General features: G+C 68.1%; 30 protein-coding genes and 1 pseudogene. 10 read left to right on the top strand and 21 right to left on the bottom strand.

All coding sequences use genetic code 11. The features are described from left to right. Positions 1-85 precede the first annotated feature (85 nt). Positions 86-754, top strand: coding sequence for a glutathione S-transferase (locus IP78_RS07175; RefSeq protein WP_054111014.1), 669 nt, complete (start codon positions 86-88; stop codon positions 752-754). Positions 755-951: 197 nt separating this feature from the next. Here IP78_RS07175 and IP78_RS07170 read toward each other — a convergent pair whose 3' ends face one another. Continuing rightward, a complete protein-coding gene (locus IP78_RS07170) occupies positions 952-2,676 on the bottom strand; it encodes a lytic transglycosylase domain-containing protein (RefSeq protein WP_054111013.1) in 1,725 nt (574 codons plus the stop codon). A gap of 188 nt (positions 2,677-2,864) precedes the next feature. Between IP78_RS07170 and IP78_RS07165 the strand changes: the two genes are divergently transcribed. After that, positions 2,865-3,854, top strand: coding sequence for an aldo/keto reductase (locus IP78_RS07165; protein WP_054111012.1), 990 nt, complete (start codon positions 2,865-2,867; stop codon positions 3,852-3,854). A gap of 12 nt (positions 3,855-3,866) precedes the next feature. On the opposite strand, the gene IP78_RS07160 is transcribed toward IP78_RS07165, so the two are convergent. Then, positions 3,867-5,141, bottom strand: coding sequence for a lytic murein transglycosylase (locus IP78_RS07160; protein WP_054111011.1), 1,275 nt, complete (start codon positions 5,139-5,141; stop codon positions 3,867-3,869). 301 nt (positions 5,142-5,442) lie between these two features. Here IP78_RS07160 and ykgO point away from each other — a divergent pair, with 301 nt between their 5' ends. The 3 genes from ykgO (at position 5,443) to IP78_RS07145 (ending at position 6,359) form a co-directional block, all read left to right on the top strand. Then, on the top strand, positions 5,443-5,568 hold the full coding sequence (ykgO, locus tag IP78_RS07155; protein ID WP_054111010.1) for a type B 50S ribosomal protein L36: 126 nt from the start codon (positions 5,443-5,445) through the stop codon (positions 5,566-5,568). A 181-nt stretch (positions 5,569-5,749) separates the two neighbouring features. After that, positions 5,750-6,025 (top strand): DUF2312 domain-containing protein, encoded by a 276-nt coding sequence (locus IP78_RS07150; protein WP_054111009.1) that lies wholly within the window; start codon positions 5,750-5,752, stop codon positions 6,023-6,025. Between the two features lie 13 nt (positions 6,026-6,038). Continuing rightward, complete coding sequence (locus IP78_RS07145; protein WP_054111008.1) at positions 6,039-6,359, top strand: hypothetical protein; 321 nt, start codon at positions 6,039-6,041, stop codon at positions 6,357-6,359. Between the two features lie 71 nt (positions 6,360-6,430). On the opposite strand, the gene IP78_RS15500 is transcribed toward IP78_RS07145, so the two are convergent. From IP78_RS15500 to IP78_RS07130, 3 genes are all read right to left on the bottom strand, one after another. Further along, the gene (locus IP78_RS15500; protein WP_054111007.1) at positions 6,431-9,196 is read right to left on the bottom strand and encodes a TonB-dependent receptor plug domain-containing protein; all 2,766 of its coding nucleotides are present in this window, start codon (positions 9,194-9,196) and stop codon (positions 6,431-6,433) included. Between the two features lie 184 nt (positions 9,197-9,380). Then, positions 9,381-10,829: a sigma-54 dependent transcriptional regulator gene (locus IP78_RS07135; RefSeq protein ID WP_054111006.1), complete on the bottom strand. Its 1,449-nt coding sequence runs from the start codon at positions 10,827-10,829 to the stop codon at positions 9,381-9,383. 113 nt (positions 10,830-10,942) lie between these two features. Next, complete coding sequence (locus tag IP78_RS07130; protein WP_054111005.1) at positions 10,943-11,932, bottom strand: YafY family protein; 990 nt, start codon at positions 11,930-11,932, stop codon at positions 10,943-10,945. A gap of 113 nt (positions 11,933-12,045) precedes the next feature. Here IP78_RS07130 and IP78_RS07125 point away from each other — a divergent pair, with 113 nt between their 5' ends. Further along, entirely contained in the window at positions 12,046-12,288 is a 243-nt protein-coding gene (locus IP78_RS07125) for a hypothetical protein (RefSeq protein WP_197272403.1), read from the top strand. A 157-nt stretch (positions 12,289-12,445) separates the two neighbouring features. Here IP78_RS07125 and IP78_RS07120 read toward each other — a convergent pair whose 3' ends face one another. Continuing rightward, the gene (locus tag IP78_RS07120; protein ID WP_054111004.1) at positions 12,446-12,868 is read right to left on the bottom strand and encodes a DUF1801 domain-containing protein; all 423 of its coding nucleotides are present in this window, start codon (positions 12,866-12,868) and stop codon (positions 12,446-12,448) included. After that, positions 12,858-13,298: a cupin domain-containing protein gene (locus IP78_RS07115; protein WP_054111003.1), complete on the bottom strand. Its 441-nt coding sequence runs from the start codon at positions 13,296-13,298 to the stop codon at positions 12,858-12,860. Before IP78_RS07115 ends, IP78_RS07120 begins: the two co-directional genes overlap by 11 nt. A 61-nt stretch (positions 13,299-13,359) precedes the next feature. Here IP78_RS07115 and IP78_RS07110 point away from each other — a divergent pair, with 61 nt between their 5' ends. Next, positions 13,360-13,626, top strand: coding sequence for a DUF4160 domain-containing protein (locus tag IP78_RS07110; RefSeq protein ID WP_054111002.1), 267 nt, complete (start codon positions 13,360-13,362; stop codon positions 13,624-13,626). Further along, positions 13,619-13,900, top strand: coding sequence for a DUF2442 domain-containing protein (locus tag IP78_RS07105; protein WP_054111001.1), 282 nt, complete (start codon positions 13,619-13,621; stop codon positions 13,898-13,900). Before IP78_RS07110 ends, IP78_RS07105 begins: the two co-directional genes overlap by 8 nt. On the opposite strand, the gene IP78_RS07100 is transcribed toward IP78_RS07105, so the two are convergent. The 13 genes from IP78_RS07100 to IP78_RS07045 form a co-directional block, all read right to left on the bottom strand. Next, positions 13,901-14,656, bottom strand: a complete 756-nt coding sequence (locus tag IP78_RS07100) for an endonuclease NucS domain-containing protein (protein WP_197272402.1) — start codon at positions 14,654-14,656, stop codon at positions 13,901-13,903. 1 nt (position 14,657) lies between these two features. Next, positions 14,658-16,076, bottom strand: coding sequence for an NAD(P)(+) transhydrogenase (Re/Si-specific) subunit beta (locus tag IP78_RS07095; protein WP_054110999.1), 1,419 nt, complete (start codon positions 16,074-16,076; stop codon positions 14,658-14,660). Further along, on the bottom strand, positions 16,073-16,426 hold the full coding sequence (locus IP78_RS07090) for a DUF86 domain-containing protein (RefSeq protein ID WP_054110998.1): 354 nt from the start codon (positions 16,424-16,426) through the stop codon (positions 16,073-16,075). Before IP78_RS07090 ends, IP78_RS07095 begins: the two co-directional genes overlap by 4 nt. Next, entirely contained in the window at positions 16,423-16,725 is a 303-nt protein-coding gene (locus IP78_RS07085) for a nucleotidyltransferase family protein (protein WP_054110997.1), read from the bottom strand. Before IP78_RS07085 ends, IP78_RS07090 begins: the two co-directional genes overlap by 4 nt. Next, on the bottom strand, positions 16,725-17,030 hold the full coding sequence (locus tag IP78_RS07080; RefSeq protein WP_054110996.1) for a hypothetical protein: 306 nt from the start codon (positions 17,028-17,030) through the stop codon (positions 16,725-16,727). Before IP78_RS07080 ends, IP78_RS07085 begins: the two co-directional genes overlap by 1 nt. Before the next feature lies 1 nt (position 17,031). Beyond that, positions 17,032-17,364, bottom strand: a complete 333-nt coding sequence (locus IP78_RS07075) for an NAD(P) transhydrogenase subunit alpha (RefSeq protein WP_054110995.1) — start codon at positions 17,362-17,364, stop codon at positions 17,032-17,034. A gap of 3 nt (positions 17,365-17,367) precedes the next feature. Further along, positions 17,368-17,967: a hypothetical protein gene (locus IP78_RS15265; protein WP_156320322.1), complete on the bottom strand. Its 600-nt coding sequence runs from the start codon at positions 17,965-17,967 to the stop codon at positions 17,368-17,370. Further along, positions 17,964-19,097 (bottom strand): Re/Si-specific NAD(P)(+) transhydrogenase subunit alpha, encoded by a 1,134-nt coding sequence (locus IP78_RS07070; RefSeq protein WP_054110994.1) that lies wholly within the window; start codon positions 19,095-19,097, stop codon positions 17,964-17,966. The genes IP78_RS15265 and IP78_RS07070 overlap by 4 nt, the downstream gene beginning before the upstream one ends. A gap of 76 nt (positions 19,098-19,173) precedes the next feature. After that, positions 19,174-19,446 carry an aa3-type cytochrome c oxidase subunit IV gene (locus IP78_RS07065; protein WP_054110993.1) on the bottom strand — a complete coding sequence of 91 codons (273 nt, stop codon included), beginning with the start codon at positions 19,444-19,446 and terminating at the stop codon, positions 19,174-19,176. A gap of 69 nt (positions 19,447-19,515) precedes the next feature. Further along, positions 19,516-19,782, bottom strand: a complete 267-nt coding sequence (locus tag IP78_RS07060) for a BrnA antitoxin family protein (protein ID WP_054110992.1) — start codon at positions 19,780-19,782, stop codon at positions 19,516-19,518. Then, positions 19,751-20,050 (bottom strand): BrnT family toxin, encoded by a 300-nt coding sequence (locus IP78_RS07055; RefSeq protein WP_054110991.1) that lies wholly within the window; start codon positions 20,048-20,050, stop codon positions 19,751-19,753. Before IP78_RS07055 ends, IP78_RS07060 begins: the two co-directional genes overlap by 32 nt. Before the next feature lie 47 nt (positions 20,051-20,097). Then, a complete protein-coding gene (locus tag IP78_RS07050) occupies positions 20,098-21,435 on the bottom strand; it encodes a serine hydrolase (protein WP_054110990.1) in 1,338 nt (445 codons plus the stop codon). A 45-nt stretch (positions 21,436-21,480) separates the two neighbouring features. After that, the gene (locus IP78_RS07045) at positions 21,481-23,280 is read right to left on the bottom strand and encodes a M3 family oligoendopeptidase (RefSeq protein WP_054110989.1); all 1,800 of its coding nucleotides are present in this window, start codon (positions 23,278-23,280) and stop codon (positions 21,481-21,483) included. A 143-nt stretch (positions 23,281-23,423) separates the two neighbouring features. Here IP78_RS07045 and IP78_RS07040 point away from each other — a divergent pair, with 143 nt between their 5' ends. Beyond that, positions 23,424-24,842, top strand: coding sequence for a hypothetical protein (locus IP78_RS07040; RefSeq protein ID WP_054110988.1), 1,419 nt, complete (start codon positions 23,424-23,426; stop codon positions 24,840-24,842). Between the two features lie 30 nt (positions 24,843-24,872). Here the strand turns inward: IP78_RS07040 and IP78_RS07035 are convergent, their stop codons facing one another. Next, positions 24,873-25,916 carry a hypothetical protein gene (locus IP78_RS07035; RefSeq protein ID WP_156320321.1) on the bottom strand — a complete coding sequence of 348 codons (1,044 nt, stop codon included), beginning with the start codon at positions 25,914-25,916 and terminating at the stop codon, positions 24,873-24,875. Between the two features lie 186 nt (positions 25,917-26,102). Between IP78_RS07035 and IP78_RS07030 the strand changes: the two are divergent. Beyond that, positions 26,103-26,290, top strand: a pseudogene (locus IP78_RS07030) (hypothetical protein); the annotation flags it as partial.

The following is a 26,290-nucleotide window of genomic DNA, read 5'->3' as shown; positions in this document are numbered from 1 at the left end:
GGGCGTAGCGGCTGATCATGGGGCGGGGTAAAGGCGGTGCGACCCGCCGATGTCAAGGAATCGCCGGGTTCGGGAGACGCCAAACATGGAACTGATCGTCGGCAACATCGCCTTTTCGACCTGGTCGCTCAGGCCCTGGCTGGTCCTGAAGCGGTGCGGGGCGGAGTTCACGCTGACTGAAATCCCGCTGTATGGCGACGGCTGGAAGGACCGGCTGGCCCAGGTGTCGCCGTCGGGCAAGGTTCCGTTGCTGAAGGTCGATGGCGAGACGATCTGGGATTCGCTGGCGATCTCGGTCTGGGCCGCCGAGCGATATCCGCAGGCCAAGCTGTGGCCTGCCGATCCGGCCGCGCGTTGGCTCTCGCGGTCGGTGGTCTGCGAAATGCATTCGGGGTTCGGGGCGCTTCGGACCGAGTGCGGGATGGGGCCGGATGCGCAGGGTGTGATCCATACGATGGTCGGCGACGATCGGGCCGATCCGCCGACCAGCGAGGCGGTGGCGGCCGATGTGCGTCGGCTGGTCGAGATCATGGTGACGATGCGGGCGCGGTTCGGCGCGGGCGGACCCTATCTGTTCGGCGAATGGTCGATGGCCGACGCCTTCCTGACGCCGGTGGCGTGCCGGTTCCGGCACTACCAGATCGATCTGGCGGCGCATGGCGATGACGGATCGGCGGCCGACTATGTGGCGGACCTGCTGCGGCAGCCGGATTTTCTGGAGTGGACGGAACTGGACGGCGCTGGAGCCCATTAGGACGGCGAACGCGCCGTTAAGGGCGATGGCGAACCCGGCCTTAAGGGATCGGCGTTATCCCTGCGAGCGATTTCGGGAACCGCCATGTCCACTGAGCGCACGCCAGACCCTGTCCCAGGCCGCCCCAGCCTGATGAGCTACGGGCTGTTCATCCTCGTGGGCTGCTGCCTGTGCGCGTCGCTGGTCGGCAGCCTGCTCTAGCGGGTGTCAGCAGGCGCGGTCGCGGCGAGCTGCGTTGTGGGAACCGTCTCTGATGGCGGTGGCGGGACGTAGTCGAGGCTGATCGGGATGTGGCGCTGGCCCGCGACGACGGCGTCGAGCGTGTTCAGAGGGCGACCCGCCAGACGCTGATAGATCCAGTAGGCCGCGACGACCTTTTCGACGTATTCGCGGGCTTGGGGGACGTCGATGGTCTCGATCAGGAGCAGGGGATCCGGATCCGGACCGAGACGACGCAGCGCCTCGATCATCGGGCGCGGGCCGGCGTTGTAACTGGAAACCGCGCGCAACAGGTCACCCTGGAACTCGGGCCTCGCCAGCATGCGGTTCACATATTCCTGCCCGAGGCGGACGTTGGTGGCAGGCTGGAACAGGCGGCGCGGGTCGGAGACGAAGCCGCGGTCGCCGGTCATCTCGGCGGCGGTGGTGGGCATGACCTGCATCATGCCATAGGCGCCGACCGGCGAGCGGGCCTCGGCGTTGAAGCCGCTTTCCTTGCGGGCGATGGCGTAGACAAGGGAGCGTTCCAGCGTCCAGCCGCCCTCCGGATTGATTTCCGGCTGGGGATAGTCGGCGGCGTCGATGCGCGAGGCATCGTTGGCCGCCGAGCCACCGAGGCGGGGGCCCAGAACGCGGGCGAGGCCGGTCCAGAGACGGCGCGTGGCGTCACCGGCGGTGCGCAGGCCATTGCGCAGTTCATCCCTGGCGTCGCCCCGGCGGCCGACCTCGAACAGGGCGACGGCGCGCCGGGCGCGGGGTTCATCGCGCAGGAAGGCATCCATCTCACGCTGGTTGACGCCGGGCGGCTCATCCATCAGCGAGGCCGCCCGAACCAGGTCATAGGGAACGGGGCCGCCATTGATGATTGCCGGTTCCTCGCCGAGTTGCCGGAGCGCGATCTGGCCGTAGAAGGTGGCGGGCCATCGGGCGGCGAGGCGCAGAAACTCGGTGATGCGGTCCTGGCGGCCCGTCTGTCCGGCGGCGCGGGCGGTCCAGTATGCCGCTCCGGCGCGGGTCCAGGCGTCTTCCGTGGGATCGACCGCGACGCGCTCGAAGGCGGCGAAGGCCCGCGGATAGTCGGCGGTCCGCCAGGCGGCCAGCCCGACCGTCCACCAGTCGCCAATCTGTTCGCCCAGCGCGATGGCCGTTCCCAGATCGTCGCGGTTGAGCGCCACACGGGCCGCACGGGCAGGATCGGCCTCTGAGTTGCCGCCGCCGGCGGCGACCGCGTCCCAGGTCCGGGTGACGTAGACGCCGGCGGGTCGGCGCGGTTCCGGCGCGCCATCGGGGCGACGCCGCATGGCGAGCGCATGCACGCGCTGCGCGGTTGGCAGATCCGCATATTCGTCAAGCCAGGCGGACAGTTCCTCAAAAGACGCCGTGTAGCGGGGATGGAACAGCCGTTCGAACTCGACCTGGCCCAGCAGGACGCGGTCGTTGGCCTGGCGGGCGGCGTCGCGGGCAGCGTCCAGGTCCCCGCGCCTCAGGGCGTCGAAGGCCGTTGTGTAGCTGAGCCGGTCGGAGTTGGAGAGGGCGCTGGGGGTGATGCGCACCGTGTCCTGTTCCTCGTCGGCGGTCACGGCCGCGTAGGGTTCCGGCGCGGCGAGGGCGGGCAGGGCGAAGGTGGACAGGGTCAGGGCCGTCAGCGAGGCCGCGATGGCGATCGTCGGCGCGGCAAGCGCGCGTCGGCGAAAATCGGTCAAGATGGCGGCCCCCCGTGATGCGCGTCGCGGTCTCGATCCGGGATCGACGCGCGGTCTGCGTTCGGTCGTCAAGCGAGGACCATGCCGGAATCCGACTGAGTCCTCAATCGGTTCGCGGTTTGACACCTCACCCTTGTGATCCATGAGACGGGCGCCGATTTTGTGGCGAACCCGAAAGGAGATCGTCCATGAAGATGCGTCGCCTCGGCCGATCCGGCCCCGAAGTCTCCGCGCTCGGCCTCGGATGCATGGGCATGAGCGCCTTCTACGGCGCGCCGTCCGACGAGGCGACGGCGACCGCGGTGCTGCACCGGGCGCTCGATCTTGGGGTGACCCTGTTCGACACCGCCGAGATGTACGGCCCCTACACGAACGAGGAACTGCTGGGCCGGGCCTTCGCGGGCAAGCGCGACCGGGTCTTCCTCGCGACCAAGTTCGGCATCGGCTACAACGCCGATCGCACGGCTCTGGCCGTGGACGGCTCGCCCGCCAATGTGCGCCGCGCCATCGAGGGCAGCCTGAAACGGCTGAACACCGACCACGTCGATCTCTACTGTCTGCACCGCGTCGACCCGGACACGCCGATCGAGGAGACGGTGGGGGCCATGGCCGAGCTGGTCGCCGAGGGCAAGGTGCGCTTCCTCGGCCTGTCCGAAGCCGCGCCGGAAACACTGCGGAAGGCGCACGCGACCCATCCGATCACGGCCTTGCAGACGGAGTATTCGCTGTGGTCGCGCGAGCCGGAGGACGAGCTGCTGGCGCTGTGCGAAGAACTCGGCATTGGCTTTGTGCCCTACAGCCCGCTGGGGCGGGGCTTCCTGTCGGGCGAGATCAAATCCATCGACGATCTGGAGGAAGGCGATTTCCGCCGCTCCAACCCCCGTTTCCAGGGCGAGAACTTCCAGAAGAACATCGACCTTGTTCACGCCGTGACCGGGATCGCTGCCGACAAGGGCGTCACCGCCGCCCAACTGGCTCTCGCGTGGGTACTGGCTCAGGGCGAGGCCCTGGTTCCGATCCCCGGCACGCGCCGTCTCCGGGCGCTGGAGGAGAACGTCGCGGCCGTCGACATCGACCTGACGCCGGACGATCTGGCGCGGATCGAGGCCGCCTTCCCCAGGGAGGCTGTGGTCGGAGAGCGGTATGCGGCAGCCGGTCGGGCGGCGCTGAATCGTTAGGTCGCCCCGGCCCTAGAGGCCTCGCATCAACTCGTCCGCCAGCGCCGGGGTCAGATAGCCATCCGGCGTTCGGCCGTTCGCCATCTGCCAGGCTCGAAGCGCTCGCCGGGTGCCGGAGCCAATGACACCGTCGATGCCGCCGACGTCATAGCCCATGCGCGCGAGCGCCGTCTGGGCCCCGAACCTCTGCTCGCGCGACAGCGGCCCGTCATCGGGCCAGGTTCCGACCAGTCCGGGCCGTCCGGCCACCCCGTCCGCCATCAGGCCGATGGCCAGCGCATAGCTGACCGAGTTGTTGTAGCGCCGGATCACATAATGGTTCGGCAAGGCCAGGAAGGCCGGTCCCCGCGCGCCCTGCGGCAACAGGATGACCCCGGCTTCTCCCGCTTCGCCCGACGCCGGCTGGCCGCCATCCGCCAGTCGGACCCCTCGTTGCGCCCAGAAGCTCCAGGGCTGCCCGTCTGCCTCGGCCAGGGCGTAGTCGAAGCCTGAGGGCAGGGTGACCTCGTAGCCCCAGCGCTGCCCGCGCTTCCATCCGGCCTGCGCCAGCAGATTGGCGGCCGAGGCCAGGGCGTCGGCGTCCGTGCCCCAGATGTCGACCTTCCCGTCGCCGTTCTGGTCGACGCCGAGGCGCAGATAGTTGTCGGGCATGAACTGGGTCTGGCCCATCGCCCCGGCCCAGCTGCCGAGCAGGCCCGCGCGGTCCCTGCGCCCGTCGATGACGATGTCGAGCGCGTTCTTGAGCTGATCCTCCGCCCAGTCGCGGCGGCGACCGTCATAGGCGAGGGTGGCCAGTGACCGGATCACGTCGTTGGAGCCCTGGACCTGGCCGAAGCTGGATTCCAGCGCCCAGATGGCGACCAGAACCTCGGCCGGCACCCCGTATCGCTGGGGCACATCCGCCGGAACCGCGGTCAGGCGACGGCGCCCCTCGGCGATTCGTCCCGCCGAGATCGCATTGCCGATATAGGCACCCGCCGGTCGGCTGAACTCGGGCTGGTTGCGATCCAGCCGGATCACGTCGGGGTCGGGCGACAGGCCGTCCAGCTGCTGGGCATAGAGGGCGCGGCGGCTCCCACCCTTCCGGTCCAGAAAGCCCTGCTTCCAGCCCTCGAACCCGGCGGCGTCGGTCGAATAGGGTCGCTCCTGCGTCGTCACGGTCGGCGCGGCGGGCGCGGATGTCACCGGTGCCGTCGCCGCCCGGGCTGGGACGGGCGGCGCGTCCGGCAGCATCGGCGCGCAGGCCGACACGCAGGCGATCAGGACAAGGCGGTGGTCAAGGCGCATGCGATGGGGTTTCCCAGAGGAAGGCGGTTCGGATCAAGTCTCTCGCCAAAGGGCACGGCATTGTGACCAGTCTCCACACGATAAGGTGAAGCCTCGATAAATCCTCTCCGCTGCTTGGCGGTCGGTTCGTGCTGTCATCCAGGCACCAGCGACCACAGTCGTTGACGCAAGGCCCCGCCTTCTCTATAGGCCCCGTTCCGCCGCCGGTCCGCCGACGGCTTTTCTGTTTCAGACACGCCAATCGCGCTCAAGCAGCAAGGCTCCGCGAGCCGAGCGTTAGCGCCACTAAGGATGCAAGGCCATGAAGGTCCGCAGCTCGCTCAAGTCGCTCAAGGGTCGTCACCGCGACTGCAAGATCGTGCGCCGCAAGGGCGTGGTCTTCGTCATCAACAAGACCGACCCGCGCTTCAAGGCCAAGCAGGGCTGATTGGACGGCGCGCCGACGCGGCGCGCTCCAACGATCCACAGGCTGCGGACATTGTCCGTGGCCTTTTTCGTGCCTGCCGTTGAGCCGACCCGCCTGGCATGGTTAGCGTCTCGCCTCACACTCAGAACGCGCTCAAGCAGCGAGGCACCGCGCGCCGAGCGGGAGCGCCCAAGGAATCAAGATGCCCGACGACGCCTCCTTCGACGCTTCCCCCGACGTCCTGACCTCGGCGGCCCAGGGCCGGCTGCGCACTATCGTGGAGCGGCTGGAGCGGCTTGAGGAAGACAAGCAGGCCATCATGGCCGACCAGAAGGAGGTCTTCGCCGAGGCCAAGGGCGAGGGCTACGACGTCAAGACGCTGAGGAAGGTGCTGCGGATCAGGAAGCAGGACCGCGCCAAGCGCCAGGAGGAAGAGGCGATCCTGGACCTCTATCTGTCCGCGCTCGGCGAAATCTGACACCTTCGGGGGCGTGAAGAGGAAGCCTCCCACCCTCAGCCCCTATGAGGCCCAGCGAAAGGCCGCCCAGCGCGCGGCCCTGAATGCGCTGAAACGCGCCAAGCGCACGGCCGAGAAGACCGGCGTCACGCTCTCTGAATGGGAAGGCGAGTTCCTCGATTCCGTGGGCGACCGGGTGAAGACCTATGGCCGTGCCTTCGGCGACCCTGAAAAGGGTGCCCCGGGGCAGGCGCTGTCGGCCATGCAGGGGCGCAAGCTGAAGGAAATCGCCAGGAAGGCCTCCGGCGAGGTGCCGCCGCCGCGCTGGGGGCGGAAGAAAGGGATTAGGGATTAGGGGTTGGAGGGCGTTACAGGCAAACCGCTGGTGCGACGCCTCTAATCCCTGATCCCTAATCCCTGCGCGCCCTAGAACAGGATCTTGCGCAGGCTGATCCGCACCACCCGGCCCTCGGGGTCGAGGAAGTCGGGCTGGTAGTTCAGCGGCACGGACCCGCTCGAAGACGTCACCTCGGTGCGGCTGTCAAACAGGTTCTGGATGCCGATGCTGACGCGCGATCCGCGCAGGATCGGGAAGCGTTCCACCCAGGCTGTCCGCTGGTTCAGGTCGGCGAACATCGTCAGGTTCACGGTCGCCAGATCGCTGAAGTTCAGCGTCGATCCGCCGGTCCCGCCGTCGACCTCTGAGCCCTGGCGCCAGTTGGCGTTCATGAAGGCGCCAAAGCCGTTGCGGAACACACCGCCCTGCACCTGGACCTCGTTCCTTGGCGTGCCGCCATTGCCTGCGGTGGCGTCGCCATCCAGCAGATCGAGCACCGGCAGACCCGGACGGATCGTCACCTCGTCGGTGAAGCGCACCGTGTGAAAGACCGACAGATTGAAACGGCCCTGACCGGGAAGCATGCCGCCACCGCGACCGCCGCCTCCGCCGCCACGGACCTGACCACCGCCTCCGCCCGGAGGACCGCCCGCGCCCTGGGGCCGGCCGCCACCGCGAGGAGGGCCACCGGCACCCTGCGGACGTCCGCCGCCTCCGCCGCCGAACATGATCGCGCCCATGCTGCCAGGACCCCCGGCCGCTGCGAAGTTCGGCTGGCCGAAGGACGTCGAGAAGTTGAAGCCGCTGCGCAGTTCGGAGCGCTCGGTCTGGGTGAAGTTCAGCGGTCGCGCATCCAGCTGGATCAATCGACCGGCGGCATCACGTGTGAACCGCTCGGGCAGGGCCGCTTCGAGGTCCGGCGTGATCGTCGGAAAGCCGACGATGGCCCCGTCGATCGTCGTTCGCGTGTAGTCCGACCGGATCGTCAGATTGGAGGTGGCCTGCCAGTTGAATCCCGCCTTCCAGACCTGGCGGTTGTCTGGGGTCAGTCCGGGATTGCCGCCGGTGATCCGGGTCACCAGCACCGTCTCGCCGGTGTTGAAGTCGAAAACGGCGCTGTTGGGCGTCGAGATGACCGGGTCGTTGAGCTGCGAGATGGACGGCGCTCCGTCCTCGTTGGTGTAGCTGATGACGATGCCGAGCGCGTCGAGGGGTGACCAGTTCAGGCCCGCGCCCCACGTCGTCAGCCCGCCGATGTCAGAGGCGTCATTGTAGCCGCCATTCAGATTGACCGAGAGATCGCCGATCGGACGCAGCACATCCACGCCGTTCGAGATCGGCAGCGTCAGATTGCCCGAGGTGAACACCCGGTCCCGGCCGATGGACCTGGCGGTGAACACCCCCGAACGCGTGCTCTCCGAGGACAGGTCGCGCGTATCCACGCCAACGCGCCAGGTCGCCGAGATGTCACCCGCTGGCAGGGCGTACAGGTCCCCGTTGAAGACGGCCTCGACATTACCGCCGCTGGACACCGAGTTCGCCGTGTCGATCAGTCGGGTGAAGCGCGAGGGGTCCAGGTCGCCAAACGGGTTGAGCGTTCCGGCTGTCACCGCCGCCTGCGCGGCCGTGGCATCGAGGCCCCGTCCCGTCGTGGTGTCGGTCTCGACCCGGTCATAGCTACCCGACAGGCTCCAGCGCCAGTCGCCGAGGAAGCCATCCAGAAGAAGACCCAGATTGACCGTCTGGGTCTCATTGTCCCGCGTCACGGCGAAGGGGTCGTCGATGTAGCGGAACACCGAAACGTCCTGGCTGAAGGGCGAGCCGTTGCGCCCGGCCGGAGCGGTCAGGCTGACACCCGGCAGGCCGAGGTAGGAGAAGCTGGTGCGCTCCTGCAGGTTCAGGCTCACCGTGCCCTTGATCGTCTCATTCAGGTCGCGGGCGAGAGAGGCGTTCAGCGTGGTCTCGTCGCCGCGCGGCAACAGGGTGCGGTACTGGGTCAGGTCGCCTGTGCGCGGGCTGTTCGCCCCGGCGGCGAAGCCGGCCAGCGTCGGATTGGGACCGCCCGGATTGGCGGCGATGGTGACGGTCTGGCCCGCCAGCCCGGACAGCGCCGGGTCGATCTCGCTTCCGAACGGGATGCCCGCGACATTGCCGATCCGATCGAAGGGCTGGCTGCCGGGGTCGCGTACGATGTCCCGCTCGGTTTCGAACAGCGCCGTGTCGTGCTCGCGCTCCAGGCTGACGTTCAGCCGGTTGCCGCCGACGATGGAGAAATAGCCACCCTCGACCTCGGTCGAGTTACGCCCGCCCTGGGTGGGTGCGCGGTAGGTCGCCTCTGTATTGGCCTGGGTGAAGTTGGCCTTCAGCACGATGTTCACGACCCGCTGGTCAGCCGCGAAGCCATAGGTCAAGGCCGCTTCCTCGGGCAGGATCTCTGTGCGCTCGATGGCCTCGAAGGGAATGGTGCGGATTTCCTGGAAACCCGACGTGCGCCGCCCGTTCAGCAGCACGACCGGCCCCCCGCCGCCGCGACCCCGGTTCGAGCGAGTCAGCGGCTCCAGCGCCTCAAGCAGCTCTGCCACATTGGTCGCGCCGTAGGCGATGAGCTGGCCCGAATCGAGGGTGATTTCCGGCTCGATGTCGCCCTGGACCCGTCCGCGGGTTCCCGCGACCTGAACCTCGGGCAGGACGTAGTCGGCGTCCTCAGGCACCGAGGCCCCGGACGGTTGGTCGTTCTCCTGATCCTCCTGGGCGACCGGAGGGGTCGGCTGGGACGGGACGGGCGCGGTCTGGGCCGGCGCGGTCTGGAGCGCGCCCGAGGCGAGCGCCGCGAGCAGGGCGGAGGCGATGGTCATGGGAACTCGTCTGAGGCGGAGGCGGGGGAGAATGGTCGTCCGCCGTCCATCCGGATCGGACGAACGCAGACAGGCCAATCGGATTTCACGCGCCAGTGGTGCCGTTCCGTCGCGGCGTCAATGAGGCGATTTGTTACAGTGCGCTGTAACGCATCCGGAGTGTGACCCCGGTGTCACGCTCGCCTCACCCGGCTTCCTTGATCGCGCCTTCCAGACCCTGCTCCCGGACCTTGCGATAGAGCGTCGAGCGGCCGATGCCGAGGCGGCGCGCGATCTCCGACATGTGGCCGGCGTAGACCTCGATGGCGTGCTGGATCAGGTCGCGCTCGATGTCCTCCAGCGTGCGCAGATGGCCGCGCTCATCCAGGATCTTGATCGGCTGGTCGGGCAGGGGCGGCAGGTCCGCGTACGACGGCGTCGCGGCGACGGCGGCTGACGGCTGGGCCTCCAGCGGCATGGCGACGCCCGAGATGGCCGGAAAATCATGCGGCTGCAGGAACGGCGCGTCGGCGAGCACGATGGCGCGATAAATGGTGTTCTCCAGCTGGCGCACATTGCCGGGCCAGTCGAAGGCTGTCAGCAGCGCCAGCGTCTCGGGCGAGGCGCCCATGATGCGCTTGCCCTCCTCGGCGTTGAAGCGGGCGACGAAGTGGTCGATCAGGGCCGGGATGTCGTCGCGCCGCTCGCGCAGGGCCGGGGCCTCGATCGGAAAGACGTTCAGGCGATAGAACAGGTCCTCGCGGAAGGTGCCTGCCGCCACGGCGCCAGACAGGTCGCGATTGGTCGCAGAGACGATTCGCACGTCGACCTTGACCGACCGCTTGGAGCCGACCGGGTCGATCTCGCCTTCCTGCAGCGCGCGCAGCAGCTTGACCTGCATGTCCAGCGGCAGCTCGCCGATCTCGTCCAGGAACAGGGTGCCGCCGTTGGCCTCGGCGAACTTGCCCAGGTGCTTGTCGTGGGCCCCGGTGAAGCTGCCCTTCTCGTGGCCGAACAGGATCGACTCGACCAGATTGACCGGCAGGGCGCCACAGTTCACCGCCACGAACGGCTTGCCGGCGCGGTCCGACGCGCCATGCAGGGCGCGCGCGATGACCTCCTTGCCGACGCCGCTTTCGCCGGTGATCAGGACGGGGATGGATGACCTGGCCGCGCGGGCGCCGAGCTGCTTGACCATTTGCATGGAGCGGCTGTCGCCCACGAGGTCGGCGAAGGTGGTCCGGCCCGACACATGCTTCTTCAGGCGGCCGACCTCGGCGGTCAGCTGGGTCAGCTGAAGGGCGTTGCGGATGCCGACCAGGATGCGTTCCGGGCTGGCGGGCTTGACGAAGAAGTCCTGGGCACCGGCCTGCATGGCCTTGACCACGGTCTCGATGCCGCCGTTCGCGGTCAGGACGATGACCGGCGTGGTCACGCCCGCCGTACGGATCTCGGCCAGGCATTCCATGCCCGACATGGTCGGCATGACCAGATCCAGCAGGACCACGTCGGCCCCGCCGCCCTTGGTCAGGCGATCGATGGCCTCGCCGCCTGACTCGGCGTGGACGACCTGATAGCCCTCGCGGTCCAGCACCGCCTGCACCAGGCGGCGCTGCGTCGGATCGTCGTCGACCACCAGAACGGTCTTGGCCATGAGTAGGACACCCCATCGTCGGCCGGTCCTCGAAAGGCGGGACTGGCTCGTTTCGGGACGGTTCTAGGCCCGACGCGGTGAAGATCGGGTTGGCCGACGTGGTGTCTGGACGGTTAAGCGCCGGCCTTGAGTGCGCGGCCGGCCGCCGCGATCTCCTCGGCCATGACGGCTCTCAGGCGATCCGGCGCGAGGATCGTCACTTGATCGCCCCAGGTGAACAGGTGCCAGGCCAGTTCGCGCATGCCCGACGCCCGAAACCGCACAACCACCGACCCGTCCGCCTGGTCCTCCAGCGCTTGCGTCGGATGCCAGCGCCAGCCGCGCGCCTCGTCAGCCTTCTCGCCGGGAAGGACACGCAGGACCACGTCCTCGACCTGGTCCTGATAGATTCCGAAGGACTGGCTGGCGAAGGCGGCGAGATCGAAGTCCTCGGGCGGCGTGGCCATCCCCTCCTGCCGCTCCACCGCGCTCATGCGGTCCAGCCGGAAGGTCTGGATGCGGCCGGTCTCGCGGTCCGCCGCGACCAGATAGTTGGCCCGGCCGAACATCAGGCCGCAGGGGGCCACGCTGCGTCGGCGCGGCTCGGCGTTCGGGCGGCTGTAGGTGAAGCCCAGCGGGCTCTGCGCCAGCACCGCCGCCCGGATGGTCGCCAGCATGGCCTCGTCCGCCGTCGGACGCGGCCCGGCCTGGACCGCGATGGTCTCCGCCCGCACCAGCGCTTCCAGATCGGGCGCCATGCGGTTGAGCGCGGTCGAGCGCATGGCGGCCTTCAGCTTGCGCTCCAGGCTTTCCAGCGCCGCCGCACGCGCGGGTTCGCCGGACGCCCGCAGGGCCTGCGCCGCCTTGGTCAGCTCCAGCATCTCGGTCGCGGTCGGGGCCTGTTCGAAAGCCGAGAGCCCGCCCCGGATGCGCCAGCGTTTATGCGGGGGGTCGAACACCTCCTCCGCAGTCGGGAAGAGGGCAATCACCGCGTCGCGCATCCGCTCGGCCGTGCGCCGCGCGACCCGCAGCTCGCGCGCCATGTCGTCCAGCGTCAGACCCTCGGCCGAGGCCGCCATGCGCCGGGCCAGTTCAATCAGCTGGAACGCCTTGTCGTGGCGCATCTCAGGGGCCTCATCGAAAAAAGAACGCAGCCCGAACGCGATACGTCCGATTTTGACGTATCACGCATCCACAGTCTCCTCAACGGCACGACGCCGAACCCGGAGACAGACAAATGGCCCGCATGTTCGCCCCCCGCCCGACCTTCAGCCCCGCCGCCGCCGTGGCCGCCAACCGCTATCTGATCGTGCCGTGCGAAGCCGAGGGCTGCGGCGACCTGGCGGTGATCTGGGACCGGCTGGAGGAACAGGTGATCGACGTGATCGATGCGCGGGTGTCGGCCCGCTACTCCGACGAGGACGCCCTGTGGGACGAGGCGCGCGGGGGTGGCGAGGTCGAGTGGCGGATGGCGGCGTGACTTTCATCTTTCCGCTCATCCCGGCGAAAGCCGGGACCCAGTTCTTTGGGCGATCCGACTTGCCAGGGTCGCGAAAGCGGTGATCCCGTACGCCGTGCCTCGCTTAAGCACTGGGTCCCGGCTTTCGCCGGGATGAGCGGAGATTATGGAAGCACCCTCAGTCCGGGTGCCTCTCCTTCAGGGTCTTCATGCTCCACTTCGCCATCTCGGCGATGACGCCAGTGTCCACATCGGCCAGCCGGTTCAGATAGATGCAGCCCTTGCCTGTCTTGTGCTTGCCCAACCGCGCCAGAAACGCGTCCCGCCCGTCGTCATAGGCGGCCATGTAGAGCACCAGATTGGCCTTCCTCGGCGAGAACCCGACCAGAAACCATTCACCGCTGCAGCCGCTATCATAGCGATAGCTGTATTTGCCGAACCCGATGATCGATGGCCCCCACATGACCGGCGGCTCCCCGGTCGCCTCGGTCAGGAGCGCCAGCAGCGCCTGCGCGTCCTCGCGTCGGCCGGGGTGATCGACGCTGTCGATGAAGGCCTGTGGCGAAACGGGCGTGGGCTTGGTCTTGGCTTCATAGGGCATGTCCGGGCTCCTCCTTTGGGGACCATCCGGCCGGGGCCAGCTCGAACCCGGCGAAGTCGAAGCCCGGGGAGACCGTGCAACCGACCAGGCTCCAGTCGCCAAGACTCCGGGCGGCCTGCCACGCGCGGGCGGGCACCACGCCTTGCGGCCGCTGACCGGCCAGGAGGTCGGGACCCAGCGTCAGGGTCTCGCTGGTCTTTCCGTCAGACACGCCGAGCACGAGGGGCGCCCCCGCATGCCAATGCCAGATCTCGGCCGCGTCGACCCGATGCCAGTGTGACCGCTCGCCCGCCGCCAGCAGGAAGTAGATGGCGGTGCCGACGGACCGTCCGCCGACCTCGCGTGGATCGCGAAAGGTCTCCCGGTAATGCCCGCCCTCGGGATGGGGCTTGAGGTCCAGCAGGGCGATGACGTCGGCGGCGGTCAGCATTGCAACTCCGCATCGTTCTGCGCCACCATGACGCGAACAGCGACCGTCCACGAGGCTCGTCGTGCCGATCATCGCCACCTTCTATGGCATCATCATCACGATCAACTTCTTCGATCACGCCCCGCCGCACATCCACGCGGCGCATGGCGGGCTGAAGGCGCTGTTCGACATCCGCACCGGGCGGGTGATCGCCGGCGGGCTGTCGCGGCGCGAGACGCGGTATGTGCTACAATGGAGCGAACAGCATCGGGACGCCCTGATGCAGAACTGGGACCTGGCCGTGCAGGGCAAGCCGACCTTCAAGATCGAGGGACTGAGCGATGACTGAGATCCGGATGGTGGAGGCGCGTCGCGTCCGGGCGCTGGACGGCTATCGGCTGGAAATCGTGTTCGACGACGACACGGTCGGTGTGATCGACCTGACCGACTTCGTCGGGCTGGGTGAGGTGACCGAACCCCTGCGCGACCCCGCCTATTTTCGCCGCGTCTTCGTCGAGATGGGCACGCCGACCTGGCCCAACGGCTGCAACATCGACCCGATCAACGCCCAGATGACGATGCGGGAAGCGGGGACGCTGAGGGCTGTGAGCGCGGCGGTGTGATTATGTACTTACAGGGCGAAAGCTGAACTTCACTCCGTACTCGACGAGCTTCAGGGAAGGAGCCATGCGGGCCGCCGCGACGGCTTTCTTGTCGAACTCAGACGCGATCAGAATGCCCCTTACTTCGCTGTCGGCTTCTTCGACCAAAACGTCGCCCATGTAGCTCAGAACTTGAGCGACTGCGCGTTGGCCGGCTGGCCCCGCCTTCAACTCAATGACGACGTAAGCACCAGCAGCATCGCGGCAGGTGATGTCGATCCGACCGGACTCAACGAAGCGCTCCGCTCCTTCATCGACGACCTTCAGACCGGCTTCGAGATCGTCGATGGCCAGCCTAAGCGCCGCCTGCATGTCACGTTCAAGGCCGATCCGCTGGCCCAAGTCCTCTGCATCGGCCCAACCGGGTGGTGCTAAAGCCACCGGCGAAACGCCGGTCGTCTCAAGTGGTTCGTCACCCAAGACATCGCCTCCGTTGTCTCGGAAACGGCGATACCGCTCGATCGCGTTCTTATAGGATGCCAGATTGCTGCGGATGTCGCCTTCGAACGGGATCTTCGAGGGATTTGGCCTGGACCGCCGCTTGTCCTCTGTTGTGTAGACCAGAGACGCGACAACCGAAGCCAAGCGATCCTTCGCATAGTGCTCGTCTAGATCACCGTAGTGCTTTTCGACCCGACCGGCTCTATGCATCTGCGCCGTGACCGTGCCCGCATCATACTTCTGGCGGACAAGCCACATGCGGTAGTCGTCTCTCACCTCACAGCCCCTTCACGATCCCCTCGACCATCTTCTTGGCGTCCGAGAACAGCATCATCGTGTTGTCGCGGAAGAACAGCTCGTTCTCGACGCCCGCATAGCCCGCCGCCATGCCGCGCTTGATGAAGAGGACGGTGCCGGCCTTTTCCACGTCCAGGATCGGCATGCCGAAGATGGCACTGGTGGGGTCGGTCTTGGCGGCCGGGTTGGTGACGTCGTTGGCGCCGATCACGAAGGCGACGTCTGCCGAGGCGAACTCGGCGTTGATGTCCTCCAGCTCGAACACCTCGTCGTAGGGGACGTTGGCCTCGGCCAGCAGCACGTTCATGTGGCCGGGCATGCGGCCGGCGACGGGGTGGATGGCGTATTTCACCTCGACGCCCTCCTCCTTCAGCTTGTCGGCCATTTCGCGCAGGGCATGCTGGGCCTGGGCCACCGCCATGCCGTAGCCTGGGACGATGATGACCTTGGAGGCATTCTTCATGATGAAGGCGGCGTCGTCGGCCGAGCCCTGCTTGACCGGCCGCGTCTCGACCTTGCCGCCCGCGCCGGCGGCCGCGTCGCCTCCGCCGAAGCCGCCCAGGATGACCGAGATGAAGCTGCGGTTCATGCCCTTGCACATGATGTAGGACAGGATCGCGCCCGACGACCCGACGAGGGCGCCGGTGATGATCAGGGCGATGTTCTCGAGCGTGAAGCCCAGCGCCGCCGCCGCCCAGCCGGAATAGCTGTTCAGCATCGACACCACGACCGGCATGTCGGCCCCGCCGATCGGGATGATCAGGGTCGCCCCCAGAATCAGCGCAATGGCGAAGATGCCCCAGAAGGCCCAAATCGCCGTCCCGCCCGAGCCGATCATGATGCCGATCAGGAAGATCAGGGCCAGCGCCAGGCCGATGTTGATCAGGTGGCGCGCCGGCAGGATGATCGGAGCGCCGCTCATGTTGCCGTTCAGCTTGGCAAACGCGATCACCGAGCCGGTGAAGGTGATGGCCCCGATGGCGACGCCCAGGGCCAGTTCGACGATCGACAGCATCTTGATGCCGCCGTCCTCGGTGGCGATGCCGAAGCTTTCGGGCGCATAGACGGCCCCGACCGCGACCAGACAGGCGGCCATGCCGACCAGGCTGTGGAAGGCCGCGACCAGCTGGGGCATGTCGGTCATGGCCACCCGCTTGGCGATCAGGGCCCCCGCCCCGCCGCCGACGATCACGCCCCCGGCCAGCAGCGCCAGCGTCAGGGGATCGAGCGCGCCCGTGGTCCCGAGCGTCAGCAGGGTGATCCCGACCGCCAGCGCCATGCCGACCATGCCGAAGGTGTTGCCCTGACGGCTGGTCTCCGGGCTGGACAGCCCCCTGAGCGACAGAATGAAGAGGACGCCGGCGGCCAGATAGGCCAGGGCCGCGATGGATGCGTTCATTCGTAGTCTTCCCCTGTCGCCAACGCAGCCTTCGCCGCATTCACCAGGGCGACGACGTCGCGCCTGACGATGATCACCACCCGGTCCATCCGGGCCTTGGCATAGCCATGGACCAGAATGTTTCGGAGCCCGGCCGCGTCGCGAAGCGCCAGCCCTTCGATACCCTGAGGGCGAACCTGAAGGATCTGGGCCGACGCCTCGCCGACGATCTGGACCGTCCGCAGCACGGCATGCTCGCGGAAGCGTTCGGCGAGGATGGCGTCGCCGTCCAGATCGGCCACGGTCGCAACGGCCTCCTCGCCGTAGTCGACGATGTCCTGAAGCAAGGCGCGGACAGGGCGTCGGCTCATAGCGGCACGAGGTCCTCGGCCATGTAGCGCCACCGCTCGGGCCGCATCATCAGCCGATCCACCAGATCGACCCGGCGACCGAGCGCGTCCTGGAGATCCATCTGAAGCCCCCCGAGGCGCCAGTAGTCCAGGTCGTCTCGCGCGTCGAACACCACATCCACGTCGCTGTCGGCACCCGCATCGCCGCGAGCGATCGAGCCGACAACGCCGATCAGTTCGGCTCCGGCCGCCTTGGCTGCTTCCTGATGGGCCCGGAGAACGTCCAGCACCTGATCCAGCAAGGTCTGCGGCCGGTCCATCAGCCCCGCTCCGCCCCCGCAGTTGCCGTGCGTCCCAGCCGCCACAGGGCGGCGGCGATGAAGAGGGGGCCGAGCAGGCTCATGGCCCAGTCGAACGGCGTCATGGCCCGCTCCTGCACCACGATCCGCGCCAGGATGCCCGCGAACAGCAGGATGACGCCGCAGTCCCTCAGGCGCAGCTTCTGGATCGCGTCCTTCTCGCCCAGCCAGCTCCACAGCCACAGGCCCACGCCGATGCCCGTGGCGATCCACGAGACGGTCTGGGCCACGGCGACCGGGCTGGCGAAGAGGGCGTTGGGGGTCATGTCAGCCCTTGGCCTCGACCTTCGCCGGGCGTTCCTTCTTCTTGTACATGGCCAGCATCCGGCGGGTGACCATGAAGCCGCCGAAGATGTTGACGGATGCCAGCGTCACGGCCGCGACGCCCGCCCCCTTGGCGATCCAGCCGCCGACGCCGTCGCCCGACGCCGCCGCCGCCGCGATCAGGCCGCCGACGATGATGACGCTGGAAATGGCGTTGGTCACCGCCATCAGGGGTGTGTGCAGCGCCGGAGTCACCGACCAGACGACGTAGTAGCCGACGAAGATGGCGAGCACGAAGATCGCCAGGCGGAAGACGGTGGGGTCGACGTGTTCCATCTGTCATTCTTCTCCAGAAGCAGCTGCCAGGGTCCGTTCGACGTAGTATCTGCACCCCTCACGGAAGGTGCGGGATCGATCTACTGCGCAGTCGTCAGAGGAGAACACCGCCTGCTCTGCTGCCCATGCATAGCCAGCCTCGTGATCACGGCAGTTCGTTCCGGAGCACTGATAGGCTGCATACCGATAGGGGTTTGGCGGGTTGTCGATCACCAGAATAACGGCCGCCAGGATCGTGAGAACGACTCCGAGAGTCGTCGCAACAATAGATGGCACTCGAAAACGGACCTCGTCAGATCGCACTGCTTTCCCGCGACTAACTGATCGTCTCTCCAGCCACCCAGCTATCCAGATAGCGATCAGTCCAGGCCCAAGCGCGATAACCCTCATCAGAAGTTCAAGCGGATTATAAAACCCCGCGATAAAATCTTGGGACCCATCCCAAAACCCTAACACCCTCATTTTGAAAAGCAGGGTTCCGAGCCAGCTACCAGCAATCAAGCCGATGTAGGCTAGGCCGATCGTGTTCGCGACATCGCCAGCGGCTCGCGATACGGTTCCGCCACTCTTGGCCGCATTCGAATTGCTCAGATCGACACTCACCCCCGCACCCCCTCATGCACCACCGCGCCGCCGTGCGTGACCACCGCCGCCTTCAGGATCTCGTCCTCCAGGTCCGGGGCCAGCGCCCCTTCCTTGATCAGCAACCCCGCGAACGCGACCAGGTTCTTGGCGTAGAGGCTCGACGCGTCCGACGCGATCCGGCCGGGCAGGTTGGCCAGGCCCACGATCGTCACCCCGTTCGGCGTCGTCACCACCTCGTTCAGCTTGGCCCCCTGGACGTTGCCGCCGTTCTCGATGGCCAGGTCGACGATGACCGAGCCGGGCTTCATCGAGGCGACATGGTCGGCGGTGACCAGAACCGGCGCCGGGCGGCCGGGGATCAGGGCCGTGGTGATGACGATGTCCTGCTTGGTGATGTGGGTCGCCGTCAGGGCCGCCTGCTTGGCCTTGTACTCGGCCGACATCTCCTTGGCGTAGCCGCCGGCGGTCTGGGCGTTCTGGAACTCCTCGTCCTCGACGGCGACGAACTTGGCCCCCAGAGATTCCACCTGCTCCTTGGTGGCGGGGCGCACGTCGGTGGCCGTGACGACCGCACCCAGACGCCGCGCCGTGGCGATGGCCTGCAGCCCCGCGACGCCCACGCCCATGACGAAGACCTTGGCGGCGGCGACGGTGCCGGCCGCCGTCATCATCATGGGAAAGCCCCGGCCATAGGCGTTGGCCGCCTCGATCACGGCGCGATAGCCCGCCAGGTTCGCCTGCGACGACAGGGCATCCATCACCTGGGCCCGGGTGATGCGCGGCACGAACTCCATCGCAAACGCCGTGACGTTGGCCTTGGCCAGGGCCGAGACCGTGTCCTTCTCGCGATAGGCGTCCAGCAGGGCGACGACGACCGCGCCGGGCTTCAGCGCCGTGATCTCCTGTTGCGTCGGCCCGCGCACCTTCAGCAGCAGGTCCGCGCCATCCAGCACCGCGCGCGTATCCGGCTTCACCGTCGCGCCAGCGGCGGCGTAGTCGGCGTCAGGGATGGAGGACCCGTGGCCGGTCCCCGCCTCGATCGAGACGGCCGCGCCCAGGGCGACGAACTTCTTGACCGTTTCCGGGGTGACGGCGCAGCGGGTCTCGCCCTGATGGCGCTCCCGGGTCACGGCGATGGTCAGGCCCACGCGAATCCCTCCGTCCCTATGGACGGATGAACGTTAGGCGGCGGAGGGCGGCCGCGTCAAAGGCGCGGTCGCCCGATCAGTGCGACTCTTTGGGGCTCTTCAGGAAGAAGAAGCCGGCGACGGCCAGAACGACAGCGCCGATCAGGCCGGTCATCAGGCTGCCGTTCGGCATGAACCACAGGGTCAGCAGCAACAGCAGCGACGCCACCACCAGAGAGCCCCACTTGGTCAGGCCCATGAACAGGTCCCACGTCTGACGCTGCTCCTCGATCGTCATCGAGCCGCGGACATAGGCCTCGGCATCATGATCGGCGGCGTCGTGCGAGGTGTGATGCGGGTGATCGGCCATGAAATGCGGGTCCGGCGAATAGGGTGTTCGGCGGCGTCTTATAGCGATCGCGGGCGAGGGCTCAACCCGTCAGCCCGCCTTGCGGTTCGCCAGCATGTACTCCCGCAGCACCCGGTTCACCGCCGTCTGGTACTTGGGCTCGGTGCGCTTGAACCAGTCCACCACATCCGCGTCGAGACGAATGGTCACGGGCTGCTTCTCGGGGCGGTAGAACTTGCCTCGGACGGCCCCCGACCAATCCGTGATCTCGGGCGCATCACTCAGATCGATGTCTTCCTCGCGGATGGCGTCGATGGCCGCCAGTTCAGCGGAGATATCTCTCGTCGCCGGTTTCATACCCCAGTTGCTCATGTCGGGTCGCCTTTCGGGCCGTGATCACTCGGACATAGATTTCACCGTCGGCGTCGAACCAGGTGTGTCCAACGAAAAGCACGGTGGTGAAGCCGATCCTGCCGACGGTTCGCCATCGTTCTTCGCCGTCGACGATCCGATCCGGAACGCTCAACGCCTTCGGGTCGTCGAAGACCTTGATCGCGACGTCGAAGGCGATCCCGTGCTTGACGAGATTGGACCGCGCCTTCTCGGGATCCCAACCGAAGATCATCGACAGTTTTTGTATTTACAATTTTGTATGGACAACCACAACCCAGCTCACTCCAGCGCAGCCAGCACATCCCGGGCGAAGCGGGCGATGTCGAAGCCGCCGCCGCCCGCGTCCTCGCCACGCCGGACCACAACGATGCGACGGCTGGGGACGATGACGACGTACTGGCCGCGGTTGCCCTGGGCGGCGATGGTGTCGGCCGGGATGCCTTCGGAGCGGTTCATCAGCCAGAAGGTCGCACCATAGCCCAACCGCCCGTTCGGCTGCGGTCCCGACGGTGCCGACACATAGGCCCGCCAGTTCTCCGGCAGCAGCCGCTCGCCCTCCCACACCCCGTCCTGGACATACAGCTGGCCAAAGCGGGCCAGGTCGCGCGCCGTCGACCACACCTGGCTGGACAGCATGTAGCCGCCCCTCCAGTCGGTCTCGGCGGTGGTATCGACCATGCCCAGCCGGTCGAAGAAGGCGGCCGGCGGATTCTCCTCGAAGAAGCCGCTCAGGCTGTGGACCGCCAGAAGGGTGTCGTTGTTGGCGTAGCGATAGACCTGTCCCGGCGGCGCGATCAGGGGCCAGGCGGTGGCCTGCTCGGCGATCGTCACCCCGCCGAAATACAGCGCATCGGTGCGATTGCCCGCCGTGTCGCTGGTCAGGCCCGACGCCATGCGCATCAGGTCATCCAGTGTGATCTCCGCGCGCGGATCGCCGGGCGACGACCATTCGGGGATGGTCGCGGGTGCGTTCACATCCAGACCGCCCATTCGGTGCGCGGCCCAGCCGATGAGGGTTCCGGCCAGGCTCTTGGCCACCGACCAGGTGCGCTGGGGCGTGTCCGGGCCGAAGCCCTCCGCATAGCGTTCGGCGACCAGCCGCCCGTCCTGCACCACCACCAGCGCCGTCGTGTTCGCATTGCCATAGGCGCCGGCCAACGCGCCGGTCAGCGCCGCATCCAGCGCCGCCGCGTCGCCCCTCGGTTCTGCCGTCGGCCAGTCGCGGGAGACCGCGCGCGCGATCGGCTCGCGCTCCGGCAGGCCTTCCGCCCCCACCGGCGCGACCGCGCAACCGCGTCCGGGCGTGTGCACCGCCAGCCGGTCGGGCAGGGGCGAGCCCCACGGCACCCGCACGAAGCCGTCGCCCACCTCCATCGGCATCTCGCGCACCAGCGGATCCAGCTCCGCGTAGATCCCGGTCAGCTCATTGTCGCGGATGCTGTCCAGGCTGCGTTCCGCCCCCGCCTCGCGCGCGTTGAACACGGCCCCGCAGACCATCAGGGCCTTGTAGCCCGCCGCCATGGCCCGGACGGCGGGTGGCCGCTCCGGCGGCGTTTGTTGGGCGAGAACGGGCGAAGCGACCAGCGTCGCGGCGAGGATCAGGGCTGTCTTGCGCATGGCCGAACGCTGGCCCGCGCCCGCCCCTCCGTCAACGCGGTGGCGTCAGACCAGCGTCTCGAACTGGTCGATCAGACGCTCCAGCCGCCGCGTGCCGATGGTCCAGAAGGCCGGATCGCGCGGGTCGAGCCCGAACGGCTTCAGCGCCTCCGCATAGGTCAGGGTCCCCCCCGCCGCCAGCAGGTCGCGATACAGCGGCGTGAACCCGGCCGGGTCCTTGGCGCGGGTCTCCATCAGGGCCGCGACCAGCAGATCCCCGAACGCATAGGCGTAGACGTAGAAGGGCGCGTGGACGAAGTGGCTGACGTAGCTCCACCAGGCGGCGTAGCCCTCGTTCAGCGTGACGGCTGGACCGAGCGACGCCCCCATCTCTTCCAGGAACAGCTCGCCCAGCCGCTCGGCCGAGACCTCGCCCTTGGCCCGCTCGTCGTGGAACCGCGTCTCGAAGCGGTGGAAGGCGATCTGGCGCACCACGGTGTTCAGCCCGTCCTCGATGCGGCCGGCCAGCAGGCCGCGCTGCTCGGCCTTGGGCGCCGTCGCCAGCAGCCGGTCGAACGTCAGCCCCTCGGCGAAGATCGACGCGGTCTCGGCCAGCGTCAGCGGCGTCTCGGCCAGCAGCGTGCCCTTCTCGGCCGCCAGGGTCTGATGCACCCCGTGGCCCAGCTCGTGCGCCAGCGTCAGCACATCGCGCCGCTCGCCCATCCAGTTCAGGAAGACATAGGGGTGCCGGTCCGCCGTCACCGGGTGGGCATAGGCGCCCGACTGCTTGCCCGGCCGGGCGCGGCCGTCGATCCACGGCTTGTCGAAGAATCGCCCCGCCCGGTCTGCGAACTCCGTGCCAAGGTCGGAAAAGCTCTCCAGCACCAGATCGCGCCCCTGGCCCCAGTCGAAGCCGCGCGGCGCGTTGGTCTCCAGCGGGGCGTTCCGGTCCCACTGATCCAGCTTCGCCTTGCCCAGCACTCGGGCCTTCAGCGCATAGTAGCGGTGCGACAGGCGCGGATAGGCGGCGGCCACCGCGTCGGCCATGGCGTCCACGGCCTCGCCGTCGACCTCGTTGGACAGGTGGCGGCTGTGGGCGGGCCGCTTGAAGCCGCGCCAGCGGTCCTCCATCGCCTTGTCCGCCGCGACGGTGTTCAGCACCAGCGCCAGCGTCGGCACCCGCGCCGCCAGCGCGACGTTCAGCCCCTCGGCCGCCGCCTTCCGCCGCGCCTCCTTCGGGTCGGACAGCTGGTTCAGCGCCTCTGACAGGGTCAGCTCATCCTTGCCCGCCTTCACCTTCATGGCGGCCAGAGTCTCGTCAAACAGGCGCGGCCACTGGGCCGCGATGGGCATGCGCTCGGCGACGAAGGTCTCCAGCTCCTGCGACAGCTCATGCGGCTTCATCGCCCGCACCCGCCGCAGCCATGGCCGCCAGCGCGCCGCGCCCGCATGGGCGTTCAGCGCCGCCTCCAGCTCGGCCTCCTCCAGCTGATTGATCTCCAGCGTCAGCCAGACGGTCGGCGTGGCCACCGCCGTGATCTTCTCCCTCAGGTCCGCCTCGAACCCTTGCGCGGCCGCGTCGCTCCGGTCCGTCGAGGCCGCCAGAAACGCATAGGCCCCCAGCGCCCCCAGCTTCTCCGACGCCCTTTCATACAGCCCAATCGCCCGGTCCAGCGTCGCCCCCAGCGCCGCCGCGTCGGCGCGCTCCGCCAGCATCCGGCCCTGCAGCGCGTTCAGTTCCGCGACCGCCCCGCGCGAGGCCTCCAGATCGGCCGACACCCGCGCGTCATCGCGGGACGCATACAGATCGGACAGGTCCCACAGCGGGGGTTCGGTGACGGCGGGGGCTTTGAAGGGCGCGTTCATGCCTCGCTTTGTGGGCACGGAGGCGGCCCGGCGCAACGGGGCATCGCCGCCAGACAACGATCCACCGCGAGCATGAGCAAAGCTTAAGGTGACGCCGACGCGACCCGGTCGTAGGTCCGCCGCGCATCGCCGGAACACGGTTCATGAAGCTGATCCTCCTCGCCGCCGCCCTTCTCGTCGCCGTTCTCGCCGGTCCCGCCCTGGCGCAGGAGGCGGCTCCTGACGCGCCCCTGGCCCGCGTCTCCGTGCTCCGCGACGGCGAGCACTGGACCGTCGACTATGACCTGGCGCTGGATCGTCCCGCCTATGCCTTCCGGGCCTCCGCCCTGATGCGCGAGGGCCGCCGCGCCTGGCGGGCCGAGCGCTGGACCGTCGAGACGCCGGGCGTCGCGCTCGTCCGCATCGGCCGCTACGATGTGCTCAGATCGGCGGACGGGAGCGCGCTGCCGCGCCGCGTCCGCATCGCCATGCGCCCCGCCGGCGGTGATCTGGAGGCCGCCTATGCGCCGTCCCTGGTGTTCACCGACGGCTCGGTCGCCCTCTACACCGAGCAGTTCAACCTGATTCCGCTCGACAGCGCCGAGGCCGCCGCCGACCTCCCCGCCGATCTCAACGGGGTCGAGCTGCCCGGCGGCCCGACCGAGGTCTCCTGGCGCGATGCTTCGGGTCCGGTGCTGTTCCGGGGGCAGAGACAGGATGCCGTCACGGCGACCCAGGCCGACGCCTACGTCTACTTCGGCGCGGCCGAGGCCGCCGAGGCCGAGGCGATCGCCGCCATCGTCGACCCCGCGCTCCCGGCCTGGCTGGCCCAGTCCCTGGACGCCTTCACCCCCCGGGTCATGGCCCATTACGCCGAGCGGCTCGGCCCCCGCACGGGCGATCGTCCCACCCTGATGGTCAGCTGGAGCGGCCCGACCTCGGGCGTCACCAGCATGGCCGGCAGCGTCCTGCCCAACCTCGTCGTCATGGATCTGGAAGGGGAGGGGGTGCTGGAACGCTCTCCGGCCGTGTTCAACGCCGTGCGCTGGTTCATCGCCCACGAGGCCGCCCACTTCTGGCTGGGCAGCCAGGACCTCCGCTATGAGTTCGCCCGCGACGGCTGGATCACCGAAGGGGGCTCCGACCTCCTCGCCATCCGCGCGCTTGCCGCGCTCGATCCGGACTACGACGCCCGCGCCGCGCTTCAGGCGTCGGTCGACGAATGCCTGTCCCTCGCCGGCAACGGCCCGGTGATCGAGGCCGGCGACCGGGGCGAGCATCGCGCCTTCTACGGCTGCGGTGCCGTGTGGGCTCTGGCGTTCGAGACCGCCGCCCGCCGCTCCGGCGACCGCGACTGGCTGGGCGTCGTCGCCCGCTTCCGCCGCGACCAGACCGACAACGTCCTGTCCCGCGAGGACTGGCTCTCGGCCCTGACCGAGGCGTCGGGCGATCCCGCGCCGCGCCGGATCATCGAACGCATGCTGGACGAGGGCTCCGCCGATCCCGCCGGCGACCTCGCCGCCCTGTTCAGCGCGGCTGGGGTGGCGCATCAAGTTGAAGCGGCTCGAGTTGTGCTGGACTGAACGACGAGAAGCGTCCTGGCGGCCGATCCGTCAGCCCCTGGCCGGAGCCGGCCGGGGCGACCCCGTTTCCCACAGCGCGCAAAGGCGAACCTCACGGCCCGAGACTGACTCCCGGGGCCCCTCGGTCCATCGGACCAGGCCGCCGCTGGCGTTCAACAGCATGACGGGCGGCGCGCCGACCGCGCCGTCGCCCAGCGCGGCCGGCAGAGCGGCGGCCACCTTCTCGGCGCGGCAGCGGGCCAGATCCATGTTGCCGGTGCACGATTGGTCCTGACGCCGTTCGAAGCGGCTCTCGTCTGCCGATCCGATGATGACGAAGGATCGAAGAATCCGGTCCTGATCCCGGTCGCGCAACGCCTGAAGCGCGCGGCCGACCTGCGTTTGCAGGGCCGTCTGCCCGTTTGCCAGAGTGTCCTTGCCGGTTTCGAACGGACCGATCCGCGTGCGCGGGTCTCTCGGGCACTCCGCCGCGACGGTGCCGCCGTCAATGCTGACGCTGACGACGACGGGCTCGGGCGGTCTCGGCGGAGGCTGGGGCTCGCCACAGGTCAGGCAGAGCTTGACGATGAGTTCAGGTGAGAGCTCGATCCGAAACCGCCACGCTCTTGAAACAATCGAGGTGGCGATGACGATGACTGTCGAGGGCGCGAGCGCGGTCACCACGTAGGCTCGAGGAGACTGGGGTTTGAATACAAGCAACACGACCGCTGTGACCGCGAAGGAAAACAATCCAGCGATCACCACGATCTGGTGCCTTGCTATGCGATCGAGCTCGACCTGGACGTTGACGTCGGAGCCTGAACCGATGGCCGGTCCCAGTCGCCAGGCGGCCAGTACGAGCATGAGCAGGCACAGCCCGCCCGCGAGGGCCGCGATGCCTGACAGCGAGGGACGCCATGTTCCGCCGTGCGTCAGACTTGGCGGCAGTGGCTCGCTGCGCTTCCGGAGGCGACGGCGAATGAAACGTTCGAGGACCCACCGCGGCGGCATGATCGCGGTTAGGGCGATACCGATCACCGCCATTGCGATCCCGAAGACGATCCAGGTTATTGGCGTCAGGACAGCGTCTATCATTCAAGCCCCCCAGCGAGACGATGCGGCGAAGCTTGGCAGCTGTCGTGTCTGAGACCAAGGGTTGAGCACACTCGCCTTTAGGTTCGCCTTTGGCTTTGAGTGGGACGAAAGTCCGAGTGTGGATCGAAAGCTAGGCTCCTCGCCCTGCGTCCGATTCTGACGCATCGCCGTGTCATGATCTCCCCCATGACCGACGCAGCCCCCACTGACGACCTCTGGACCCTCGCGCGCGACGCCTATCTCTCCGGTGCGACCGGCAGTTTCGTCTGCCGCGAGTTCGATCTCGCCCCCTCCACCTTCTGGCGCCGTGCGGCCGCCGAGGGGTGGTTGCGGCGGGACACACACGCTCCCGTGCCCGAGCCGGTCGATCCTGA

This window comes from Brevundimonas sp. AAP58, from assembly GCF_001295975.1.
In the GTDB taxonomy this organism is placed as follows: Bacteria; Pseudomonadota; Alphaproteobacteria; order Caulobacterales; family Caulobacteraceae; genus Brevundimonas.
Note: the sequence above shows the minus strand (reverse complement) of the source record. Positions and strands in the feature narration are given on the sequence as shown.

What these genes read in the sequence shown, in the direction of transcription:
- IP78_RS07175 (WP_054111014.1), top strand. Translation starts at nt 86, where the DNA reads ATGGAACTGATCGTCGGCAACATCGCCTTTTCGACCTGGTCGCTCAGG.
- IP78_RS07165 (WP_054111012.1), top strand. Translation starts at nt 2,865, where the DNA reads ATGAAGATGCGTCGCCTCGGCCGATCCGGCCCCGAAGTCTCCGCGCTC.
- IP78_RS07160 (WP_054111011.1), bottom strand. Translation starts at nt 5,141, where the DNA reads ATGCGCCTTGACCACCGCCTTGTCCTGATCGCCTGCGTGTCGGCCTGC.
- ykgO (WP_054111010.1), top strand. Translation starts at nt 5,443, where the DNA reads ATGAAGGTCCGCAGCTCGCTCAAGTCGCTCAAGGGTCGTCACCGCGAC.
- IP78_RS07150 (WP_054111009.1), top strand. Translation starts at nt 5,750, where the DNA reads ATGCCCGACGACGCCTCCTTCGACGCTTCCCCCGACGTCCTGACCTCG.
- IP78_RS15500 (WP_054111007.1), bottom strand. Translation starts at nt 9,196, where the DNA reads ATGACCATCGCCTCCGCCCTGCTCGCGGCGCTCGCCTCGGGCGCGCTC.
- IP78_RS07135 (WP_054111006.1), bottom strand. Translation starts at nt 10,829, where the DNA reads ATGGCCAAGACCGTTCTGGTGGTCGACGACGATCCGACGCAGCGCCGC.
- IP78_RS07130 (WP_054111005.1), bottom strand. Translation starts at nt 11,932, where the DNA reads ATGCGCCACGACAAGGCGTTCCAGCTGATTGAACTGGCCCGGCGCATG.
- IP78_RS07125 (WP_197272403.1), top strand. Translation starts at nt 12,046, where the DNA reads ATGGCCCGCATGTTCGCCCCCCGCCCGACCTTCAGCCCCGCCGCCGCC.
- IP78_RS07120 (WP_054111004.1), bottom strand. Translation starts at nt 12,868, where the DNA reads ATGCCCTATGAAGCCAAGACCAAGCCCACGCCCGTTTCGCCACAGGCC.
- IP78_RS07115 (WP_054111003.1), bottom strand. Translation starts at nt 13,298, where the DNA reads ATGCTGACCGCCGCCGACGTCATCGCCCTGCTGGACCTCAAGCCCCAT.
- IP78_RS07105 (WP_054111001.1), top strand. Translation starts at nt 13,619, where the DNA reads ATGACTGAGATCCGGATGGTGGAGGCGCGTCGCGTCCGGGCGCTGGAC.
- IP78_RS07095 (WP_054110999.1), bottom strand. Translation starts at nt 16,076, where the DNA reads ATGAACGCATCCATCGCGGCCCTGGCCTATCTGGCCGCCGGCGTCCTC.
- IP78_RS07090 (WP_054110998.1), bottom strand. Translation starts at nt 16,426, where the DNA reads ATGAGCCGACGCCCTGTCCGCGCCTTGCTTCAGGACATCGTCGACTAC.
- IP78_RS07085 (WP_054110997.1), bottom strand. Translation starts at nt 16,725, where the DNA reads ATGGACCGGCCGCAGACCTTGCTGGATCAGGTGCTGGACGTTCTCCGG.
- IP78_RS07080 (WP_054110996.1), bottom strand. Translation starts at nt 17,030, where the DNA reads ATGACCCCCAACGCCCTCTTCGCCAGCCCGGTCGCCGTGGCCCAGACC.
- IP78_RS07075 (WP_054110995.1), bottom strand. Translation starts at nt 17,364, where the DNA reads ATGGAACACGTCGACCCCACCGTCTTCCGCCTGGCGATCTTCGTGCTC.
- IP78_RS07065 (WP_054110993.1), bottom strand. Translation starts at nt 19,446, where the DNA reads ATGGCCGATCACCCGCATCACACCTCGCACGACGCCGCCGATCATGAT.
- IP78_RS07060 (WP_054110992.1), bottom strand. Translation starts at nt 19,782, where the DNA reads ATGAAACCGGCGACGAGAGATATCTCCGCTGAACTGGCGGCCATCGAC.
- IP78_RS07055 (WP_054110991.1), bottom strand. Translation starts at nt 20,050, where the DNA reads ATGATCTTCGGTTGGGATCCCGAGAAGGCGCGGTCCAATCTCGTCAAG.
- IP78_RS07050 (WP_054110990.1), bottom strand. Translation starts at nt 21,435, where the DNA reads ATGCGCAAGACAGCCCTGATCCTCGCCGCGACGCTGGTCGCTTCGCCC.
- IP78_RS07045 (WP_054110989.1), bottom strand. Translation starts at nt 23,280, where the DNA reads ATGAACGCGCCCTTCAAAGCCCCCGCCGTCACCGAACCCCCGCTGTGG.
- IP78_RS07040 (WP_054110988.1), top strand. Translation starts at nt 23,424, where the DNA reads ATGAAGCTGATCCTCCTCGCCGCCGCCCTTCTCGTCGCCGTTCTCGCC.
- IP78_RS07035 (WP_156320321.1), bottom strand. Translation starts at nt 25,916, where the DNA reads ATGATAGACGCTGTCCTGACGCCAATAACCTGGATCGTCTTCGGGATC.